Origin of the sequence: Phytobacter diazotrophicus, assembly GCF_052061655.1 — a bacterium.
GTDB lineage: Bacteria > Pseudomonadota > Gammaproteobacteria > Enterobacterales > Enterobacteriaceae > Phytobacter > Phytobacter diazotrophicus.
This window is the reverse complement of record NZ_CM125428.1, coordinates 3288706-3308156: the sequence shown is the minus strand read 5'-3', so window position 1 is coordinate 3308156 and position 19451 is coordinate 3288706. Positions and strand designations below refer to the sequence as shown.

General features: G+C 54.8%; 15 protein-coding genes. 9 read left to right on the top strand and 6 right to left on the bottom strand.

Going from position 1 to position 19451, the window contains the following annotated elements:
- Positions 1 to 112: 112 nt before the first annotated feature.
- Positions 113 to 1885 (bottom strand): sigma-54-dependent Fis family transcriptional regulator, encoded by a 1773-nt coding sequence (locus tag ACS0RQ_RS16065; protein WP_271849389.1) that lies wholly within the window; start codon positions 1883 to 1885, stop codon positions 113 to 115.
- Between the two features lie 274 nt (positions 1886 to 2159).
- Between ACS0RQ_RS16065 and exaC the strand changes: the two genes are divergently transcribed.
- From exaC to ACS0RQ_RS16045, 4 genes are all read left to right on the top strand, one after another.
- Complete coding sequence (gene exaC, locus ACS0RQ_RS16060) at positions 2160 to 3680, top strand: acetaldehyde dehydrogenase ExaC (protein WP_271849390.1); 1521 nt, start codon at positions 2160 to 2162, stop codon at positions 3678 to 3680.
- 377 nt (positions 3681 to 4057) lie between these two features.
- Positions 4058 to 4423, top strand: coding sequence for a response regulator (locus ACS0RQ_RS16055; RefSeq protein WP_223878705.1), 366 nt, complete (start codon positions 4058 to 4060; stop codon positions 4421 to 4423).
- Positions 4423 to 5061, top strand: a complete 639-nt coding sequence (locus tag ACS0RQ_RS16050) for a chemotaxis protein CheC (RefSeq protein ID WP_039079419.1) — start codon at positions 4423 to 4425, stop codon at positions 5059 to 5061. Before ACS0RQ_RS16055 ends, ACS0RQ_RS16050 begins: the two co-directional genes overlap by 1 nt.
- A 5-nt stretch (positions 5062 to 5066) precedes the next feature.
- Positions 5067 to 6011 (top strand): diguanylate cyclase, encoded by a 945-nt coding sequence (locus ACS0RQ_RS16045; protein ID WP_271849391.1) that lies wholly within the window; start codon positions 5067 to 5069, stop codon positions 6009 to 6011.
- 227 nt (positions 6012 to 6238) lie between these two features.
- Here the strand turns inward: ACS0RQ_RS16045 and ACS0RQ_RS16040 are convergent, their stop codons facing one another.
- From ACS0RQ_RS16040 to ACS0RQ_RS16025, 4 genes are all read right to left on the bottom strand, one after another.
- Positions 6239 to 7501, bottom strand: a complete 1263-nt coding sequence (locus tag ACS0RQ_RS16040) for an aromatic amino acid transporter (protein WP_271849392.1) — start codon at positions 7499 to 7501, stop codon at positions 6239 to 6241.
- A gap of 160 nt (positions 7502 to 7661) precedes the next feature.
- Positions 7662 to 9032: a tyrosine phenol-lyase gene (locus ACS0RQ_RS16035; RefSeq protein WP_107224555.1), complete on the bottom strand. Its 1371-nt coding sequence runs from the start codon at positions 9030 to 9032 to the stop codon at positions 7662 to 7664.
- A 598-nt stretch (positions 9033 to 9630) separates the two neighbouring features.
- Positions 9631 to 10314: a helix-turn-helix transcriptional regulator gene (locus ACS0RQ_RS16030; RefSeq protein WP_271849393.1), complete on the bottom strand. Its 684-nt coding sequence runs from the start codon at positions 10312 to 10314 to the stop codon at positions 9631 to 9633.
- Between the two features lie 298 nt (positions 10315 to 10612).
- Positions 10613 to 10900 carry an Rdx family protein gene (locus tag ACS0RQ_RS16025; RefSeq protein ID WP_271849394.1) on the bottom strand — a complete coding sequence of 96 codons (288 nt, stop codon included), beginning with the start codon at positions 10898 to 10900 and terminating at the stop codon, positions 10613 to 10615.
- Between the two features lie 223 nt (positions 10901 to 11123).
- Here ACS0RQ_RS16025 and ACS0RQ_RS16020 point away from each other — a divergent pair, with 223 nt between their 5' ends.
- From ACS0RQ_RS16020 to ACS0RQ_RS16000, 5 genes are all read left to right on the top strand, one after another.
- Positions 11124 to 13496: a TonB-dependent receptor domain-containing protein gene (locus ACS0RQ_RS16020; RefSeq protein ID WP_271849395.1), complete on the top strand. Its 2373-nt coding sequence runs from the start codon at positions 11124 to 11126 to the stop codon at positions 13494 to 13496.
- Between the two features lie 69 nt (positions 13497 to 13565).
- Entirely contained in the window at positions 13566 to 14618 is a 1053-nt protein-coding gene (locus ACS0RQ_RS16015) for a hemin-degrading factor (RefSeq protein ID WP_271849396.1), read from the top strand.
- Complete coding sequence (locus tag ACS0RQ_RS16010; RefSeq protein WP_271849397.1) at positions 14615 to 15433, top strand: heme/hemin ABC transporter substrate-binding protein; 819 nt, start codon at positions 14615 to 14617, stop codon at positions 15431 to 15433. The genes ACS0RQ_RS16015 and ACS0RQ_RS16010 overlap by 4 nt, the downstream gene beginning before the upstream one ends.
- Positions 15433 to 16425, top strand: a complete 993-nt coding sequence (locus ACS0RQ_RS16005; protein ID WP_271849398.1) for a FecCD family ABC transporter permease — start codon at positions 15433 to 15435, stop codon at positions 16423 to 16425. Before ACS0RQ_RS16010 ends, ACS0RQ_RS16005 begins: the two co-directional genes overlap by 1 nt.
- Positions 16418 to 17197 carry a heme ABC transporter ATP-binding protein gene (locus tag ACS0RQ_RS16000; RefSeq protein WP_271849399.1) on the top strand — a complete coding sequence of 260 codons (780 nt, stop codon included), beginning with the start codon at positions 16418 to 16420 and terminating at the stop codon, positions 17195 to 17197. The genes ACS0RQ_RS16005 and ACS0RQ_RS16000 overlap by 8 nt, the downstream gene beginning before the upstream one ends.
- Before the next feature lie 32 nt (positions 17198 to 17229).
- On the opposite strand, the gene katG is transcribed toward ACS0RQ_RS16000, so the two are convergent.
- Positions 17230 to 19413 (bottom strand): catalase/peroxidase HPI, encoded by a 2184-nt coding sequence (katG, locus tag ACS0RQ_RS15995; protein ID WP_271849400.1) that lies wholly within the window; start codon positions 19411 to 19413, stop codon positions 17230 to 17232.
- Positions 19414 to 19451 lie beyond the last annotated feature (38 nt).

The following is a 19451-nucleotide window of genomic DNA, read 5'->3' as shown; positions in this document are numbered from 1 at the left end:
GAGCCCTGAGGTATCACTTCACATCAGGGCTCACAGATTCATCCTCTCCAATAACCCGACAGGCAGGGAGAGCCAATCTCTGTTCTGAGCAAGGCCCCCCTGTAAGCGCAATTCAGACGCTGTCGACGCTCTGGCGTTTTTCCAGTCGCCGGTAAAGCGTACTGCGTGAAATTCCCAGTTTTTTTGCCGCCAGGCTCATATTGCCCTGGGCCTCACGGATGGCGATTTGCTCATCGGCAGGGGCAGACAGCATAACGGGCGCCGGGGCGGGAGTGGGATCGCCGGGCAGATCCGCCAGCCGGACCACCGAATGGTCATCCGCCAGCGCCAGTAATACCCGCAACTGGCTTAACAACTGTCGCACATTGCCCGGCCAGGGGCGGGCGGCAAGGGCGTGGATAGCCTCTTCGCTCAGGGTAATATCACGCGCGCTGGCGCCCAGCTCCTGCCACAATTTATGGATAAACTGGCGAGTGTCGGGCCATTCGCGCAGCGGCGGGATGCGCAGATGAAACTCCTGAATGCGGTACAGCAGGTCTTCACGAAATGCCCCTGAGGCCACCTGTGCGGTAAGATCCTGATGGGTGGCGCAGATCAGCGCAAAATTGACGCTACAGGCGGTATTTGAGCCGAGCGGCGTCACTTTTTTCTCCTGCAATACCCGAAGTAATCGGGTTTGCAGACCCGGTGGCATATCGCCGATTTCATCAAGAAACAGAACACCGCCATGGGCTTCGCGGAATTTCCCGCTATAGCCTTTCGGGTTGGCCCCGGTAAATGCGCCTGGGGCATAGCCAAACAGCTCCGATTCAATCAGATTCTCGGGCAGGGCCGCGCAGTTAATGGCGACAAAATTACCCTCCCGCCACTGGCTGCGGCTGTGTAACTCACGGGCGCAATGCTCTTTACCGCTTCCTGTCTCGCCGGTGATACACAGGGCAATCCCGGCATTGATAATCCGCAGCGCTTTCTCTTTTTCCGGGTCAACCGTAACCGGCGTGTGGGCGACGCCACGCCCCATATAGCGGCGGGTGGGTGTGGTCTGGCGGGCGTAATAACGCTGACGATTGCTGGCTTCCAGGGTGGTTTCACCCGCATTAAGAGTGATGCCGGGAAACAGTGTCTCGATCGCTGTCGCACCAAAGTGTCCCGGTGTGAGACAGAACTCGTCTATCGCCAGCTTGTTTGCTCCCAGCAACGTGTTCTGCTCAAAAATCAGCAGCAGCTCCTGAGCGCTTCCCAGCACGCTGGCGTCACTGTGCAGGCTCAGCAACCAGCGATCGGCACTGACGGTGCTGGCGGCCCACGCATGCTCAATCTGGCAGACTGCCCGGCGAATCAGGGCGGCCGCATCGTGTTTCGGCAGTTGCGCCGGGGTGGAGATGTCCAGTACGCCGGCCACGGTGCCGTCCGGGCGAAATACCGGTGAAGCGGAACAGAACAGCCCGGCATTGCGGTTAAGGTAGTGTTCACCGCCGGAGACCTCGCAGTGGCGCTGCATAGCCAGCGCGGTGCCAATGGCGTTGGTTCCCCGTGCATGTTCACCCCACAAATTGCCCGGCGCCAGCGCATAACGCTGCGCTTTATGCAGGAAATCGGCATTGCCGTGGGTTTCCAGTACCAGGCCGGTGGCATCCGACATCACCATAATAGACGGATGGCTGGACAATTCCGGTTGCAGCCTGGCAAGAAGCGGCGCAACTAACTGGCTTATCCAGGCATTTTCCGCCCGCGCGTCTTTCAGCATCGATCTGGCCACCCACGGCTGGGTGTCGTCGTCGCGGTGAAGCCCGTAATTGAGGCTACGCTGCCAGGAGTCTTCCAGTTGGCAGGGAAGCCCGGTGGTCTGCGGGGCGAGAGTAAAAGACGGTACGCGATGCGGCATGGCACACTCCGGAGAACTGAGATGTTACAATTGTGTAGCATAAAAGTGTCCCGCGTGTAGCGATGGACGACACAGTTCGCGAAGGGCGGTGCGATTTTTTTATCCTGCCAGACAGCAATGATAAAAATTTTAATTTGGTAACGTGTTGTTTTAGAAAAAGATAAAAGAATTTCTCTGTTCGGCACAGGTTTTGGCATAAGAGCTGCTTATGAAGAGATGTCCGCACAGGGCGCGACGCCTCACCTGTACCCATAAAAAAATAGAGGAACATCTTATGAAATACATTCACCCTGGCCAGACTGGCGCTAAAGTCTCCTTTAAAAAACGTTATGGCAACTACATTGGCGGTGAATTTGTCGATCCTGTAGAAGGGCGCTGGTTTACCAACACCACGCCGGTGACCGGGGAAGTGATTGCTGAGTTCCCGCGTTCAGGTGCCGCAGACATTGAAAAGGCGCTCGACGCCGCCCATGCCGCCGCAGACGCGTGGGGCAAAACCAGCGCGCAGGATCGTTCCAACGTGCTGCTGGCGATCGCCGATCGCATTGAGCAGAATCTGGAGCTGCTGGCGCTGACGGAAACCTGGGATAACGGTAAACCGATCCGCGAAACCCTGAATGCTGACTTGCCGCTGGCGGTGGATCACTTCCGCTACTTTGCGGGCTGTATCCGCGCACAGGAAGGGACCGCAGCAGAAATTGACAGCAATACCGTCGCCTACCACATTTATGAACCGCTGGGGGTGGTCGGTCAGATTATCCCGTGGAACTTTCCACTATTGATGGCCGCCTGGAAACTGGCGCCGGCGCTGGCGGCAGGTAACTGTATCGTACTGAAACCGGCAGAACAGACCCCGCTTGGCATTTGCGTGCTGATGGAGTTAATGGGTGATTTGCTGCCGAAAGGGGTGCTGAACGTGGTGCACGGCTACGGTACCGAAGCGGGTGAACCGCTGGCGCGCAGCAAGCGTATTGAAAAAATCGCCTTTACCGGATCAACGCCGATTGGCCGCCACATTCTCTCTTGCGCCGCAGACAACATCATTCCGAGCACCGTCGAACTGGGCGGTAAATCGCCAAATATCTACTTTGAAGATGTGCTCAATGGCGACGAAGAGTATATCGATAAAGCCATCGAAGGGGTGGTGCTGGGCTTCTTTAACCAGGGTGAAGTCTGTACCTGTCCGTCACGCGTGCTGGTACAAGAATCTATCTACCCGCAGTTTGTTGAAAAAGTCGTGGCGCGTATGGAAAACATCCGCAAAGGCGACCCCTTTGACACCGACACCATGATCGGTGCGCAGGCCTCCCGCGAGCAGTACGACAAGATCCTCTCTTATATCAATATCGCCAGAGAAGAAGGGGGCGAAATCATCACCGGCGGCGCGCACGTTGCGCACGATAACCATCTGCAAAACGGTTTCTATATTCAGCCGACATTGATCAAAGGCGAGAACCATATGCGCTGCTTCCAGGAGGAGATCTTCGGGCCGGTTATTGGGATCACCACCTTTAAAGATGAAGCGGAAGCGCTGCGTATCGCGAACGACACGGAATATGGACTGGGGGCCGGGCTGTGGACGCTGGATATTAATCGTGCATGGCGCATGGGGCGCAACATTAAAGCCGGTCGCGTGTGGACCAACTGCTACCATCTCTATCCGGCCCATGCGGCATTTGGTGGCTATAAAAACTCCGGCGTAGGGCGTGAGACCCATAAACTCGCGCTGAGCCACTATCAACAGATTAAAAACTTGTTGGTGAGCTACAGCGGTAAGGCGATGGGCTTCTACTAATACCACGTCTATTGCGTCAACATCGGGGAAAAGCGGGGCAGTCATGCTCCGCTTTTCTCTTTTTAACGGCGAGGTACCCTGCGTAATGTATTTCCGCCTTGCACATATGCCTCTTTTTTCTGCGCATTGCCCGCCTGTTTTCGCACTAGAATGGCGTTGTGGCGAATAAAACATCAATTAGCAGACTAAGCTGCACGCAATATGCAACTTCTTACAATCTGGCACTAATTAATTCGTCATTGTTGCCGATGAATAGTGTTACCTAACGGAAATATTGCGCAATCAGGGTGAGAATAAGCGGTACTGCGTGCAAAGACCGACACAGCTAGTCGGGTGATTTTTATGCCAGTTGAATAAATAAAAGAGAAAGTAAAATTATGTCCAGACATATTCTCATCGTGGATGACAGCCGGTTGTCACGCATGATCTCAAAGCAGTATGTGCTCAGCCAGCACCCTGAGTGGCAGATTGAAGAGGCGATGACGGGCGAGCAGGCTATTGAGATGGCGGCCATCAAAAAACCGTATCTGATCCTGTTGGATGTCAATATGCCAGGAATGGGCGGTCTTGCGGCGGCGGCTATCCTGCGTGAGACGCACCCGGATATGCACATCGTACTGCTGACGGCTAACGTGCAGAACTCCGTGCAGGCGCAGGCCGACCAGCTTGGTCTGGGCTTTTTATCCAAACCGATTAAAGAACCGCAAATTCGCGCCATGCTGCAAAACCTGGAGTCGAACTGATGATCGATTTGACGGATATGAGCGAAATCGAAGCAGACAGCCTGATGGAGATCTTCAATATCGGTGTGGGTCACGCGGCTGCCGCGATGAGTGACATCGTTAATGAAGAAGTCCGCATGTCTGTCCCGTCGGTGCGCATTACCACCCGTTCGGAAGCGGCCGATGAGCTCGGAGCCGGTCTCTCATTGTGTGGCATCAGCCAGCAATACAAAGGGGCTTACGCCACCGAAGCTATTCTGATGTTTCCGGAGACCGCCAGCTTTGAAATCGTCCGCATGATGGTAGGGGATCTCATCCCTGCCCATGAACTGGGTGAGATGGAACGCGAAGCGATGAGCGAAATCGGCAACATTGTGCTTAATGCCTGTGTGGGCACGCTGGCGAATATGTTTCAAAAAGAGTTACAGGGTTCATTGCCCGTGTTTCGTGTGGGGACCAGTGAGCAGATCCTGAACCCGTCGCACGACCCCAGCGACCCATCGGTGCTAATGTTGCGCATCGATTTTTCGCTGGAACGTCAGGAAATTGAAGGGTATCTGGCTTTTATCCTGGACATGTCGGCGTTGCGTGATTTGCGCGAACAAATCAGCCTCTATATTGAACGCGTTGAATCTGGTTTTGCTTCCGACGGGCTCTGATAACCATGAATGACAAGCTGCTACTGGATGCATTTTCCGCCCTGAGTCTGGGCGTGATTGTTGTTGATGCGAACTACAAGATTACGTTGTGGAACGCGTGGCTAGAAGCACATACAGGTCGTGCGGCAAGCGAAGCCAAAGGTCAGGATTTTTTCGCGGTTTTTCCGGATTTGCGTAACCATCGGGTTGGCGTAGCGATTAAACAAGCGATATGCCACAATTTACCGGCTCTGTTGTCGCAATCGCTGCATCGTTCGCCTTTCCCGCTGTTTGCGGAACCCGCACAGCCCGGTGAGCGTTTAAGCCAGGCGATCACTATCGTCCCGCTGGGCGATGTGGAGCGTTACTGCCTCATTCAGATTGTCGATGTCAGCATGGCCGTTCGCCGGGAGTCGCTGTTACGCGAACAGGCACATGTGCTGCTCTCACAATCGTTATCCGACGGACTGACGTCCGTGGGTAACCGTCGCTATTTCGATCTGTGCATTGAGAAAGAGTGGCGTGCCAGTAAGCGTAATAACAAACCACTGGCGCTGTTGTTGATTGATGTGGATTACTTCAAGCGCTACAACGATCGCTACGGTCACCAGCAGGGCGATCTGTGCCTGCAACAGATCGCGGCGGCCATGCGAGGTTCACTGTTGCGCCCCTATGACATGCTTTTCCGTTACGGCGGGGAAGAGTTTTGTGCGCTATTGCCGGAAACGCGCTCGGCTGATGCCGTCGTCGTGGCGGAAAGATTGCGTGCGAGTGTTCAGGCGCTGGGGCTGCCGCATTCTGGTTCGCCGGGCGACGTCGTGAGCGTCAGCGTAGGTGTTGCCAGCCTCAACCAACGTGTGCATACAGACTATGGCAGCTTGATTCAGGCGGCGGATGACGCACTCTACGAGGCTAAGCGTTCCGGGCGTAACATTGTTCGCGCCAGCACCGCAGCCAGGAGCCAGGCGTAATCCCCGCCAAACCGTCGAGCCGGGTTAAGCGGGGATTCGAGCACAGCAAAGCGTTTTACCACCGGGGCCTGTAATGCAGGCCCTGCTTACTGGCAGCGTGTTTTTCTACGTAGCCCCACGCTGCGTAAAAGTATTACCACAACACGCAGCAACGTAAACCGACAAAACAGCGGCTGCTGATACTGGAGCAGCGTCAGAAACATCGCCATCCTCCGTGTTACCGCCCGTCAGTGAAAAACGGGAAGCAGGCCAAAAACTTCCAGAATAACGGTTAAATAGACGATCCCGCCGCAGATGATAACGGTGTTGAGCACGGCATTATTGCAGGGCGCACGGTAAGCGGCTGTGGCGAAGCGCTGGCGGGCGCTTTTGACCAGGAAAGGTGGCAGGATCACGCTCCAGATGGTAAACGCCAGCCCGGCATAACCGATGGCGTGGACAAAGCCGTTGGGGAAGAACAGGCACACCGCCGCCGGGGGCAGGTAGGTCACAATGGCCGTTTTGCAGCGCCCGATACCGTTATTGGCAAAATGGAACAGGTCGGCGATGTAATCAAACAGACCGAGCGTGGCAGCCAGTAGCGAACTGGCAACGGCAAAGTTACCGAAGAAGGTCAAAATCAATTCCATATAGCGGCTGGTAAAAATCCCGCCAATCGCCTCAACAAACACATCAATATTGCCGCCTTTGGCGATGATCGGCGAGAAGTCGGCACGACTGATATTGCCCATGGTCACCGCCAGCCAGAAGATATAGAGAATCAGCGCAAATAACGTTCCGACGATGATGGAATTTTTAATGTGATGAATATTCTCTTTACCGTAGAGCTTCACCAGGCTTGGCACATTGCCATGAAAGCCGAAAGAGATAATACAAAACGGCAGTGTCATTAACACATAGGGCAAATAGCGGGTCTGCGGCAAGGCGACGCTGGCGGTATCGAACAGATTATCAACGTTAATCGTGCCGATCATGCCGGAAAAAGTGGCGAAAAAAGCGATAAATTTACCGAAGATCAGAACGGTGGTGATGCGGCCAACCAGCAGCGAGCTGTACCATGCAATCAGGCTGACAATCACGCTAACCAGAATAATCGACACAGGGGAAGGTAAGCGCATCCCGCTGTATTTGGCGATGGTGTTCGATAATACCGCCGACGAGCCGGAAATATAGGCGTAGGTCAGAATATATAAAACAAAACCGAAGGCGAGGCCGACCACGAAATTCCAGCGTTTGCCGAGCAGTTCCAGGGTAAAAGTATTAAAGCTGGCACCGACATCAAAATGCAGATTCACCTCAACCAGCATTAATCCGGTCATCAGCATCATCAGTGAAATAGCGATAAGGATCAGGGTGGCGCCCGGAAACCAGACGCCCGCCATCGCAATAGGCAGTGAAAACATACCGCCACCCACCACGGTGGCAATAACAAGCATGGCGCCGCTGGTCAGCCCGGCGTCACGAATCGGTTCAGATAAAGAGAGGGCCATAATAGATATTCCTGAATAAGTATCCTACCCGTCGTTATTCAGGTTGCACACGCGTTGGCAGCAACGCGAATAGTCAGGGTAGCGTTATATAAGTTTGAACATCATTTTTTATCGGCGAGAAACAAAACTGCCCCATCAGGTCATGGGGCAGGAAAACACATTAAATGTATTCAAAGCGTGCGGTAAAGAAACGCAACTGTTTAGGTTCGTAAGTGAACCGTAACCCGCGAATATCCTCTTTGTGTTTATATAACTGAATAATCCCATCGGCGACGACATCCATATGCGCATAGGTGTATACGCGGCGTGGAATGGTCAGGCGTACAGTTTCCAGTTTCGGTTTATGGTGCTCGCCCGTCTCTTTATTGCGCCCGGCGGAGATAATACCGCGCTCCATGCTGCGCACCCCGGTTTCCACGTAAATACTGGCCGCCAGGCTCTGCGCCGGGAACTGTTCCTGGCTCAGATGCGGGCAGAAACGGCGGGCATCCAGGAATACCGCGTGGCCGCCAACGGGTTCAACAATCGGCACGCCCGCCGCTTTCAGTTTGTCACCGAGATAGCGTACCTGCTTAATACGGTGCTCGATGTATTCAAACTGCATGGCTTCACGCAGGCCAATCGCCATGGCTTCCATGTCGCGCCCGGCCAGGCCGCCGTAAGAGGGCATCCCTTCGTAAACCACCACCAGCTCACGCGCCTGAGAGAACAGGTCGTCATCGTTCATGCACAGGAAGCCGCCGATATTCACCAGACAGTCTTTTTTACCGCTCATGGTGCAGCCATCGGCATAGCTGAACATCTCATGCACAATCTCTTTAATACTCTTATTCTCAAAGCCTTTTTCCTGTTCTTTGATGTAATAAGCATTCTCCACGCAGCGCGTTGCATCGTAATAAACCTTGATGCCATGTGCGCTGGTGAGCTCACGCACCGCACGCATGTTTTCCATCGAAACCGGCTGCCCACCTGCCAGGTTAACGGTCACCGCCAGGCAGATATAGGCAATGTTTTTGGCCCCTTTTTCATCGATCAATTTTTGCAGTTTATTCAGGTCGATATTGCCTTTAAAGGGAACGTTCAGCGTGGCGTCATGCGCTTCATCACGCACAATATCAACAAAGGAGGCGCCATTTTTTTCCTGATGATAACGGGTAGTGGTGAAGTACATATTGCCCGCCACATACTGTCCCGGTTTTATCGCCAGTTGTGATAACAGGTTTTCCGCGCCACGTCCCTGGTGGGTCGGCACAATATGTTTAAAGCCGAACAACTCACGTACGGTGGCTTCCAGGTGATAGAAGTTGACGCTGCCTGCGTAGGCTTCATCACCCATCATCATTCCCGCCCACTGTTTATCGCTCATGGCGTTGGTGCCGCTATCCGTCAGCAGATCGATATACACATCTTTGGAATTCAATAAGAAGGTATTCAGTCCTGCTTCTTCCATTTTTTTAAGACGCTCATCACGGGGAATCATTGAGACGGTTTCAACACTTTTAATACGGAATGGTTCTGCCGGATAGATCATTTTATATCTCCAGTGAGTTCTGTAATTTAAAAAGTTATAGCGAATCGAATTCCTCCAGTTAATTCTGGAGGCGTCTTATTGTCCTTTCCCTTTCCCGGGAATCATTTGGCAAACGCATCATGCGATAAACATATGGCAAAGGGAATAGTGGGGGGGTAATTCGATTTTGGCGCTTTTTTAAATAATGTAAAACGGGTGATAAAGTTCACAATAATAATAAAATATATTGTATTTTCAATTAATTGCGCAAGTGATAAGTCATGATGGCATAAAAAAGAGGACAATAAATCCCTTTATTCTGGAACATTCGGTGAACGACGTTTTTTGTCGCTGTTTTGAAATGTGAACCAGCGAAGTGAAATTGAGAAATAAATCCCGTTTTCGCTTTCATTCATTTCATAAAGACCACTTATTATCGTCAACATTACTTTACGGGTAGAGTGTGTTGTGATGTAAAAGCATTATTTTTCAGTCAATTAAATGAATCGTAAAGCGTGGGGCGCCTGGTTTTCCGTTCACAAAGTACACGGGTACTGGCAGCGGGAGTGAAGGGAAAAATGAACCGGGCGCAGCCATGATGGCCGCGCAAAGAAAGGCATTAAGCCTGGCGGGACTTACGTTCACGCAGATATTTGTAGATGGCGTAGCGGGTGATGCCAAGACGGGCGGCGACAATCTTCACAGCGTCTTTTAGCTCGAAAATGCCGTTATTATACAGTTGGTTAACCACCGCTTTGTTTTTGAATTTGCTGGTTATCATGACGTCTTTTTGTACGCTGGCGATGACGTTGTTTGCCGCTTCCATCACAACCTCATGCGGGCTGGCGCCGAAATGTTCGGTAAAAGGCATGGGTTCCTTACCGTCCGGGATCAGGGTTTCGAGCATCTGGTGAAAAGGAACAGAGAGATTGATATTGACGCAAAATAACCCAATCGCTTTGCCTTCTTCGCCAAAGAGCACCGACGTCGCTGATTTAAACAACTCGCCTTTTTTATTTCGCGTAAAATAGCTCAGCGTATTATTGATGCCGGTCTTGTTAAACAATTGCAGCGTTTTAAGTCCCATATCGGTAATGGGCGAGCCGATCGTTCTGCCGGTGTGGTGGCCATTAATAATTTTATTCACCGACGCGTTGTGATCCTCAAATGAATGCAGCACCACTTCGCAGTGTGGCCCTATCAGGCCTGCGATCATTTCTGCAAGGTGTGAAAATGATTTCATGCACTCGATATCTGCGGCGGTAAATAAGCTAATATCCTTGATTGATTCATCTTTATTCATTGTGATCTCCATTGGGTTTATTTTTCGCATCATATCGGGCATCGGAAACGGCTTAATGGAGAACGCTAAACAATATGAAGCGGATCACTTAAATAGAATAATGTATTTTGAATCAAGATGTTGCATTAAAGCCGGTAAATAAATATTTACTCTGTGCAGAATTATTGGCAGCGGTAGTTTTGGGAAGTGAAATAGCAATGATGATCAGGGATATTAAGGTGGCGGGGCGCTGTTTGTCTGACAATTATTCGATTATGCGCGAGCAACAAATATAAACTGCTCGCACATTTTATGTTGGCTAGTCGCTTTTCTTTTCCAGATGCCCGAGATCTTTTTCCGGGAAGCAGTAATCTCGCACGCGGCGTTTTAGCTCTGCGGCATCCGGAAAACCACCATCCACTTTACGGTCCCAGATAACCTTTCCGTCGATATCAATGACAAAAATACCGCCTGTACCCGGTACCAGGGTGACGCAAGCTAAGTCGGCGCTAAAGCTGTGGAGCAGTTCCTGAGCCATCCAACTGGCGCGCAGCATCCAGTTGCACTGGGAGCAGTACTGTAAGGTGATGGCGGGTTTGTTTTGCATAATCATGTTAACCAGCAAGTGTAAACGTTGGCTTAGTGTAGACAAAAGAATGCGCAAAGCGTGAAGAAATTGCGAAGTTGTTGCAACTGATAATAGTTATCATTATGATTCCGATCAAGATAAAGAGCGGTGCAGTGTGTCTTGTGCTGACAGTACTCGCTCAATAAAAAGACTGGAAGCAACGGTGGGCCTGATACTAATAAATTCTAAGGCTTGCAACATTATGGGTACATCGCAACTTTCCCGGACACCGTTTCGCAAGAGCGTCCTGGTGACTTCACTGCTCGCAGCACTGTATCAGACCTCCGCCGTGGCGGCTGATGCTCACGTAAAACAGACCACCGCAATTGATACCCGGCAGGACAATGCCGAGGAGATGGTTGTTACCGCACCAGCACCGGTACTGAAAGCGGGCAGCAGCCATACGGTGAGCGCAGAGGATCTGCAAAACAAAGGCGCCAACGACTTTGGCTCAATCATGCGCTACGAGCCGCTTATTAGCGCCACCGGCGCAAGCGGGGGTTCCGGCAATGGCAAAAGCGGCTTTGACCGTGGTGGCTATACCGGATACAACATTCGTGGCCTGGAAAGTAACCGTGTCGGTATCGACGTTGACGGTATTGCGCAACCCGATGCCACCGGGCGTAGTTATGTCAGCCGCTCCGGCCTGAATACCTTTGGTATTGGTCGCGATTATATCGACCCCTATATGTACGGTGGGATTGATATTCAGTCTGGCGCCACCTCCACCGAAACCGCCAATACCTCTATCGGTGGCAACGTCTCGTTCCAGCCGAAATCGGCAGACAATTACCTGCACGCGGGTAAGCAGACCTACTTTGGTTACCAGTCGGATTATGATTCAGCGGATCGTAGCTGGCACAACGGCCTGACGGCGGCGGGCGGCGATGAAACCCTGCGCGGCATCTTTGTTTACAGTCGTCGTGACGGTCAGCAGACCCGTAATAACAGCGGCACAATTGACGCCTATCCGGCCAACTGGCACTCCGATGCGATGCTGGCTTCCGGTATCTGGCAGCCGAACGATGTGCATAAATTTACCGGTACGCTGGATTACTACCACAAGACCAACCATACCCATTACGATGCGTGGAACAGCGCAGGCAGTTCCATTATCGGCAACGCCAACCAGACCAGCCAGACGCGTCGCTGGGGTGTCAGCCTGAAAGATGACTGGACGCCAGTGAATGCCTGGCTGGACAGTATGTCCACCAAAGTTTACTACCAGCATACGGAAGCTCACGACTGGACATACATGCCGGACAGCACCACGCTGTCGATGGAGACGGTAAATTCAAACTACGATACCGATACCTGGGGCATCACCAACGCGCTGACGAAAACCCTCGGGCGCCACGATTTAAGCGCCGGTTTCAACGCCAGCACCAGCAAAACACAGCGTCCGTTCAGCCAGTCGCCAATACCGAGTGTGTTTAGCGAAATTATGCAGCCGGAAGCCGATAGCCGTGGCTACACGCTGGGGGCGTTCGCCCAGGATCAGATTAATTTCGACCTTGCCGATCGTCACTTTGCGATTATCCCCGGCGTGCGCGTTGTGCATCAGTTAATGAAGCCGGACAACCTCGCCAGTCTGACCAGCAACAGCTCGGTGCTGGATGAGTCTGACGTGTCCACGTTATATGGCAAAAACTCAGACACCCAGTGGCTGCCGTCGCTCACCTTCCAGTACGATCTGACGCCGCGCCTGATGACCTACCTGCAATACAAACGCGGGGCGGAATTCCCCAACGCCAGCCAGTTGTACGGCTCCTGGAATTTGGGCTCAAACTATGCAGGGCGCGGGCAGTATGCGCTGGTGGGTAATACCGACCTTAAAACCGAAACCAGCGATAATCTCGAATGGGGGATGAAAGGCGAGGTGACGGAAGGCATTACCCTGCGCACCGCGCTGTTCTACAACAGCTATAAGAACTTTATCGCCTATACGCGTTACACCCGTACCGGCAACCCGGACAAGTTCACTCGCGTGCCGTCCAACATTTACACCATTTATCAGGCGGAAAACCGCGATAAAGCCTTTATCTATGGCGGCGAAATCAGCACTAAATTTAACTTCGGCACCTGGTTTGAAGAGGTTAATGGACTGAGCGCGACCCTGGCGTACGGCTATACGCAGGGCCAGTCGAAATCGAGCTATATGGGCGACAAATACATCGACCTTGATAGCGTCGCGCCGATGAAAGCCATTGCAGGCGTGGCCTGGGATGACCCGGCAAAACGGTATGGTACCGCGCTGACCGCCACCTTCGTCAAAGGCAAGCAGGCCACCGCGACCACGCGTGAATCCTACAGCAATAACGGCTCGTCCCTTGGCGAATCCAGCGCCGAATACATGCGCGTACCGGGCTACGGCCTGCTGGACTGGACCGCGTACTGGCAGGTGGCGAAGAACGTCAAACTGCACGGCGGCGTTTATAACATCACCGATCGTAAATACTGGGATTACCTGAACAGCCGTACCCAGGAGGAGACCACCAATCAGGATGCTTACGACAAAGCGCTGGCCGTCATGCCTGGCCGTACATGGCAACTGGGCGTGAACGTCGATTTCTGATTTTTGTTCCATTTAACCTGCCCTCCGGCCTGTGCGCCGGAGGTTTAATCTCATAAAGGAAGCACACCCATGACCCATTCATCGCAAGATTACGCCGCACTCTGGCAGCAGTACCAGGAGATCAAAACCGCGACGCCGGGCAAATACGCGCGCGACATTGCCAGCGAACTGGGGGTAAGCGAAGCGGAACTCACGCACGCCCGCACAGGACATGACGCCACCGCGCTGATCAATGACGCACGCGAGATCCTGAGCGCACTTGAGTTGGTAGGGGAAACGAAGTGCATTTGTCGCAATGACTATGCGGTTCATGAACATTTGGGCAGTTTTACCAACCTGCATATCAGTGAGCGTGCCGGTCTGGTACTGAACCCACGGGCGCTGGATTTGCGCCTGTTTATCAGCCAGTGGGCCAGTGCCTTTTTTGTGCGTGAAGCAAGTGCGCACGGTGAACGCCAGAGCATACAGTTCTTTGATCATCAGGGGGACGCGGTGCTCAAGGTGTACGCCACGGAACAGACCGATCGCGCTGCGTGGGATGAGGTGGTTGCCCGCTTTAGCGCCCCGCAAGCACAGCCGTTAACGCTGCAACCCGTCGACGCGCCTGACTACGCGCAGGATGCCGACGGTGCGGCGCTGGACAAAGCCTGGCGTGCAATGACCGATGTGCATCAGTTCTTTGGCCTGTTGAAACAACACAATATTTCCCGCCAGCAGGCCTTTCGGCTGGTCAGGGATGATCTCGCTATGCGGGTGGGTAACGATGCGCTGTCGCAACTGCTCGATACTGTGCTGCGGGAGGGCAACGAAATCATGATTTTCGTGGGCAACCGTGGCTGTGTGCAGATCTTTACCGGCGCGCTGGAAAAGGTGACACCGATGAAAGGCTGGCTCAATATCTTCAACCCGGCCTTCACCCTGCATCTGCGCGAGGAGACGATTGCCGAAAGTTGGATCACCCGCAAGCCGACCGCCGACGGGCATGTCACCAGTCTTGAGCTGTTTGCCGCCGATGGCACACAAATCGCCCAGTTGTACGGCCAGCGCAGCGAAGGCCAGCCGGAACAGGGCCAGTGGCGCTCGCAGATTGACGCGCTGGCAGAGAAAGGAAAAGCGGCATGAAAAAACTCGTCCTGCTGCTGGCGGCGCTGCCGCTGATGGCCAGCGCCGCCGCCGAACGGATTATCACGCTTGGCGGTGATGTCACCGAAATTGCCTGGGCGCTCGGGGCGGGGCCGCAGATGGTCGCGCGCGACAGCACCAGCACCTGGCCGGGTGAGGTGCAAAAGCTTCCCGATGTGGGCTATGTGCGCCAGTTGAATGCCGAGGGCATCCTCTCGCTGCGCCCGACCCTTGTACTGGCAAGCGCCCAGGCGCAGCCCTCGCTGGTGCTGAAAAAAGTGGAAGAGAACAACGTGAAGCTGGTCAACGTTCCGGGCGGTTATGACGTGGCGGCCATTGATAAGAAAGTGGACGTTGTCGCCGCCGCCATCGGGAAAACCGCACAAGGGGGCGAACTGCGCAAAAAACTGGATGCCGAAATCGCCGCGTTACCGACGCAACCGCTTAACAAACGCGTGCTGTTTATCCTCAGCCACGGCGGGATGGGGTCGATGGTCGCAGGGCAGGAGACCGCTGCCGACGGGGCGATTCGCGCCGCGGGTTTAACCAATGCGATGCAGGGCTTTAGCCACTATCGCAACCTCTCGCAAGAAGGGGTGATTGCCAGCAAACCGGATCTGGTGGTGATTTCCGCCGACGGCGTCAAAAGCATGGGCGGCGAAGAGAACCTGTGGAAACTGCCAGGTCTTGCACAAACACCTGCCGGGCGCAGTAAGCAACTGCTGATCGTGGACGATATCGCGCTGCTCGGTTTTGGTGTTCGCACCCCGCAGGCGCTGAAAGCGCTGCGTGATAAAGCGGAGCAACTGCCGTAATGCGTCCTGTGACCCGCTATCTCTGGGGGCTGATGGTGCTGCTGGCTGGGGTGACGTTGATAGCCAGTACGGTGGGGGCGATGCAGCTCCCGCTTGCCAGCCTCTGGCCCAACGGTGATGAAGCGTTGCGCCAGATTTGGCTGACTATCCGTCTGCCGCGCGTGCTGCTGGCGCTGGTTGTAGGCACATCGCTGGCGCTTTCCGGCTGCGTGATGCAGGGGCTGTTTCGTAATCCACTGGCGGACCCCGGCCTGCTGGGTGTCAGCAGTGGTGCGGCGCTGGCGGTAGCCTGCTGGCTGGTACTGCCATTGACGGTGCCTGCTCTGGTGGCCCTGTATGCCCCGATGCTGGCGGCGTTTCTCGGTAGCGTCGGGGTGATGATGGTGATTTTCATCCTCAGCAAAACCCGCGACAGTTCGCTCTCACGACTGTTACTGGTAGGGATTGCCATTAACGCCCTGTGCGGCGCGCTGGTGGGTGTGCTGTCGTGGATCAGTAACGATGCCCAGTTGCGCCAGCTCTCTTTGTGGGGGATGGGGGGGCTTGGGCAGGCGCAGTGGTCAACGCTTGCCGTCGCCGCTACGCTGATGGTGCCCTCTGCCGCCGTAGTCTGGCGCGTGGCCGGGCAGCTCAACCTGCTGCAACTGGGCGATGAAGAAGCGCATTACCTCGGTGTGAACGTGCCCATGCTGCAGCGGTTGTTGCTGCTGTGCAGCGCACTGCTGGTGGCCGCCAGCGTTGCCATCAGCGGCATTATCAGCTTTATTGGGCTGGTGGTGCCGCACCTGATGCGCCTGTGGCTGGGGGCGGACCATCGGGCTCTGGTGCCGGGGTCGGTGCTGGCCGGGGCGATACTGTTACTGATTGCCGACACGATTGCGCGCACCGTGGTGGCGCCTGCGGAAATGCCGGTGGGGCTGCTCACCAGCGTACTGGGCGCGCCGTGGTTCCTGTGGCTTATCTTCCGTCAGGGGAGGGCGACCCATGGTTAAGTGTCTAACGGCTGAGCACCTCAACCTCTGGGTGGGCGCGCGCCAGTTGATTAACGATGTCTCCGTCACCCTCGAAGCAGGGGAACTGGTGGCGCTGATTGGTCCTAATGGCGCGGGGAAATCGACACTGCTGCGCCTGCTGACCGGGTTTTTAAAGGCCAAAGAGGGGCTGTGTTGTCTGGATGGCCGCCCGCTACACGACTGGCCGCCCGAGGTGCTCTCCCGCCACCGGGCGGTGATGCTGCAACAAACCCGAATGCAATTTGACTGGCCGGTTGAGGGCATTATCGCCATGGGGCGCGCCCCCTGGGGACCGGGCAAAGAAAGTGAGATTGTGCGCAGCGTGATGGCGCTGACCGGTTGTTGCGAACTGGCGGGTCGCCGCTATAGCACGCTCTCCGGCGGCGAGCAGCAGCGCGTTCAACTGGCACGCAGTCTGGCGCAGCTCTGGCAGGATGATGGCCCGCAGGGTTGGCTGTTTCTTGATGAGCCTACCTCAGCGTTAGATCTCTACCATCAGCAGCAGCTACTGCGCCTGATGAAAAGCCTGACCCGGCGCGGAAAACTGCACGTTTGTACGGTGCTTCACGACCTGAACCTGGCGGCGCTATGGGCAGACCGGATTTTGCTCTTACATCAGGGAAAACTGGTGGCGCAGGGCACGCCGCAGACGGTTATGCAGAAATCGATCATCGAAAAATGGTATCAGGCGGATGTGCGGGTGGAACTGCACCCGCACAGTGAAAAACCGTATCTCTTTTTAAGCGAATAAACACCCGGCGAGAGGTCTCGCCGGGTTGTCAGTTATTGCAGATCGAAACGGTCGAGATTCATGACTTTCGTCCATGCGGCGACGAAGTCAGTGACAAACTTCTCTTTGGCATCGTCGCTGGCGTACACCTCGGCAAGCGCACGCAGAATCGAGTTAGAACCAAAGATCAGATCGGCACGGGTAGCGGTATATTTCACTTCGCCGCTGGCCCGGTCGCGGCCTTCAAACAGCTCTGCTTTCTCATCAACCGGTTTCCACGCGGTGCGCATATCCAGCAAATTCACGAAGAAATCGGTGCTGAGCACGCCAACGCGGTCGGTGAAGACGCCATGCCGGCTGCCGTCGTAGTTGGCACCCAGCGCACGCAGGCCACCGACCAGAGCGGTCATCTCCGGCGCGGTCAGCGTCAACTGCTGGGCTTTATCAATCAGCAGCGTTTCGGTCGGCATTTCATCTGCCACGCGGCGATAGTTGCGGAACCCATCGGCCAGCGGCTCCATCCATTGGAACGACTCAACGTCGGTCTGATCCTGACGGGCATCAACGCGGCCCGGTGTGAACGGCACGCTAATTTTCACGCCAGCATCGGCAGCCGCAAGCTCAATACCTACGCCGCCTGCCAGCACGATGATGTCGGCCAGCGAAGCTTTACCGGACGCCTGCTGAATCTCTTGCAGGACTGGCAGTACTTTGACCGCTGTCGCGTTCACTTCCCAGTCTTTTTGTGGCGCTAACGCCAGACGCGCGCCGTTGGCGCCACCGCGTTTATCACCGCCACGGAAGGTGGACGCAGACGCCCAGGCTACGGAAACCAGCTCGCTCACCGACAGACCCGATTCGGCAATCGCCGTTTTCAGGCTGGCAATGTCCAGATCGCTCGGTTGGTGGATGGCGGCAGGCAGCGGATCCTGCCAAATCAGATCTTCGCTCGGTACTTCCGGGCCAATGTAGCGGGATTTTGGCCCCATATCGCGGTGGGTCAGTTTGAACCAGGCGCGGGCGAAGGCCTCATTGAAGGCCTGCGGATCGTTCAGGAAGCGGCGGGAAATTTTCTCGAAATCCGGGTCGAAACGCAGCGTCAGGTCCGTCACCAGCATGGTCGGTTTGCGTTTTTTCTCCGGGTGGAACGGGTCAGGAATGATGTCCGGCGCATCTTTCGCTTCAAACTGAATCGCCCCGGCCGGGCTGCGGGTCTGTACCCACTCGTATTTGAAGAGGTTCTCGAAGAAGTAGTTGCTCCACTGGGTCGGGGTTTGTGTCCAGACCACTTCAAGGCCTGAGGTAATGGCGTCGGCACCCGCACCGCTGCCATAGCTGCTTTGCCAGCCTAAGCCCTGAGCTTCAATAGACGCCGCTTCCGGCTCGGCGCCAACATGGTCGGCTGAGGCCGCACCGTGGGTTTTCCCCAGCGTATGCCCACCGGCAATCAGGGCGACAATCTCTTCATCGTTCATACCCATGTTGCCAAAGGTCGCACGGATGGCCGCTCCGGCGGAGGTGGGTTCACCGCTGGCGTTCGGGCCTTCCGGGTTGACGTAAATTAACCCCATTTCGGTGGCGCCGATGGCCTGTTGGGCAAGGCTTTCTGGATGACGGTGCTCAAGCCAGTTTTTTTCATTCCCCCAGTTTACGTCGAGGTCCGGCTCCCAGACATCTTCACGACCAGCGCCGAAACCGAAGGTGCGGAAGCCTGAGTTTTCCAGCGCCACGTTACCGGCGAGGATGATCAAATCACCCCAGGAGATCTTCTGCCCATATTTTTGTTTCACTGGCCACAGCAGGCGGCGTGCTTTGTCGAGACTCACGTTATCCGGCCAGGAGTTGAGCGGAGCGAAACGCTGTTGCCCGCGGCCTGAACCGCCGCGTCCGTCGATAGTGCGATAGGTCCCGGCACTGTGCCAGGCCATACGAATGAACAGCCCGATATAGCTACCCCAGTCAGCAGGCCACCACTCCTGAGAGTCGGTCAGCACTTTTCTGATATCGGCTTTTAATGCGGAGTAGTCGAGTTTTTTAAACTCTTCACGATAATTGAAGCTTTCGCCTAAAGGATTGGAACGGTTGGAATGTTGATTAAGCAGGTCCACACGCAATTGCTCTGGCCACCAGTCACGGTTGGTGGTGACACTGCTTTTCTTCGCAGGTTTTGCGCCGCCTTCATGAAAAGGGCATTTGCCTGCGGAGGATTCCGGGGACGTATCTTCTGACATGCTCATATCTGGCTCCATTTGCACTAGTGAGTCTCGTTACGATA

What these genes read in the sequence shown, in the direction of transcription:
- ACS0RQ_RS16065 (WP_271849389.1), bottom strand. Translation starts at nt 1,885, where the DNA reads ATGCCGCATCGCGTACCGTCTTTTACTCTCGCCCCGCAGACCACCGGG.
- exaC (WP_271849390.1), top strand. Translation starts at nt 2,160, where the DNA reads ATGAAATACATTCACCCTGGCCAGACTGGCGCTAAAGTCTCCTTTAAA.
- ACS0RQ_RS16055 (WP_223878705.1), top strand. Translation starts at nt 4,058, where the DNA reads ATGTCCAGACATATTCTCATCGTGGATGACAGCCGGTTGTCACGCATG.
- ACS0RQ_RS16050 (WP_039079419.1), top strand. Translation starts at nt 4,423, where the DNA reads ATGATCGATTTGACGGATATGAGCGAAATCGAAGCAGACAGCCTGATG.
- ACS0RQ_RS16045 (WP_271849391.1), top strand. Translation starts at nt 5,067, where the DNA reads ATGAATGACAAGCTGCTACTGGATGCATTTTCCGCCCTGAGTCTGGGC.
- ACS0RQ_RS16040 (WP_271849392.1), bottom strand. Translation starts at nt 7,501, where the DNA reads ATGGCCCTCTCTTTATCTGAACCGATTCGTGACGCCGGGCTGACCAGC.
- ACS0RQ_RS16035 (WP_107224555.1), bottom strand. Translation starts at nt 9,032, where the DNA reads ATGATCTATCCGGCAGAACCATTCCGTATTAAAAGTGTTGAAACCGTC.
- ACS0RQ_RS16030 (WP_271849393.1), bottom strand. Translation starts at nt 10,314, where the DNA reads ATGAATAAAGATGAATCAATCAAGGATATTAGCTTATTTACCGCCGCA.
- ACS0RQ_RS16025 (WP_271849394.1), bottom strand. Translation starts at nt 10,900, where the DNA reads ATGCAAAACAAACCCGCCATCACCTTACAGTACTGCTCCCAGTGCAAC.
- ACS0RQ_RS16020 (WP_271849395.1), top strand. Translation starts at nt 11,124, where the DNA reads ATGGGTACATCGCAACTTTCCCGGACACCGTTTCGCAAGAGCGTCCTG.
- ACS0RQ_RS16015 (WP_271849396.1), top strand. Translation starts at nt 13,566, where the DNA reads ATGACCCATTCATCGCAAGATTACGCCGCACTCTGGCAGCAGTACCAG.
- ACS0RQ_RS16010 (WP_271849397.1), top strand. Translation starts at nt 14,615, where the DNA reads ATGAAAAAACTCGTCCTGCTGCTGGCGGCGCTGCCGCTGATGGCCAGC.
- ACS0RQ_RS16005 (WP_271849398.1), top strand. Translation starts at nt 15,433, where the DNA reads ATGCGTCCTGTGACCCGCTATCTCTGGGGGCTGATGGTGCTGCTGGCT.
- ACS0RQ_RS16000 (WP_271849399.1), top strand. Translation starts at nt 16,418, where the DNA reads ATGGTTAAGTGTCTAACGGCTGAGCACCTCAACCTCTGGGTGGGCGCG.
- katG (WP_271849400.1), bottom strand. Translation starts at nt 19,413, where the DNA reads ATGAGCATGTCAGAAGATACGTCCCCGGAATCCTCCGCAGGCAAATGC.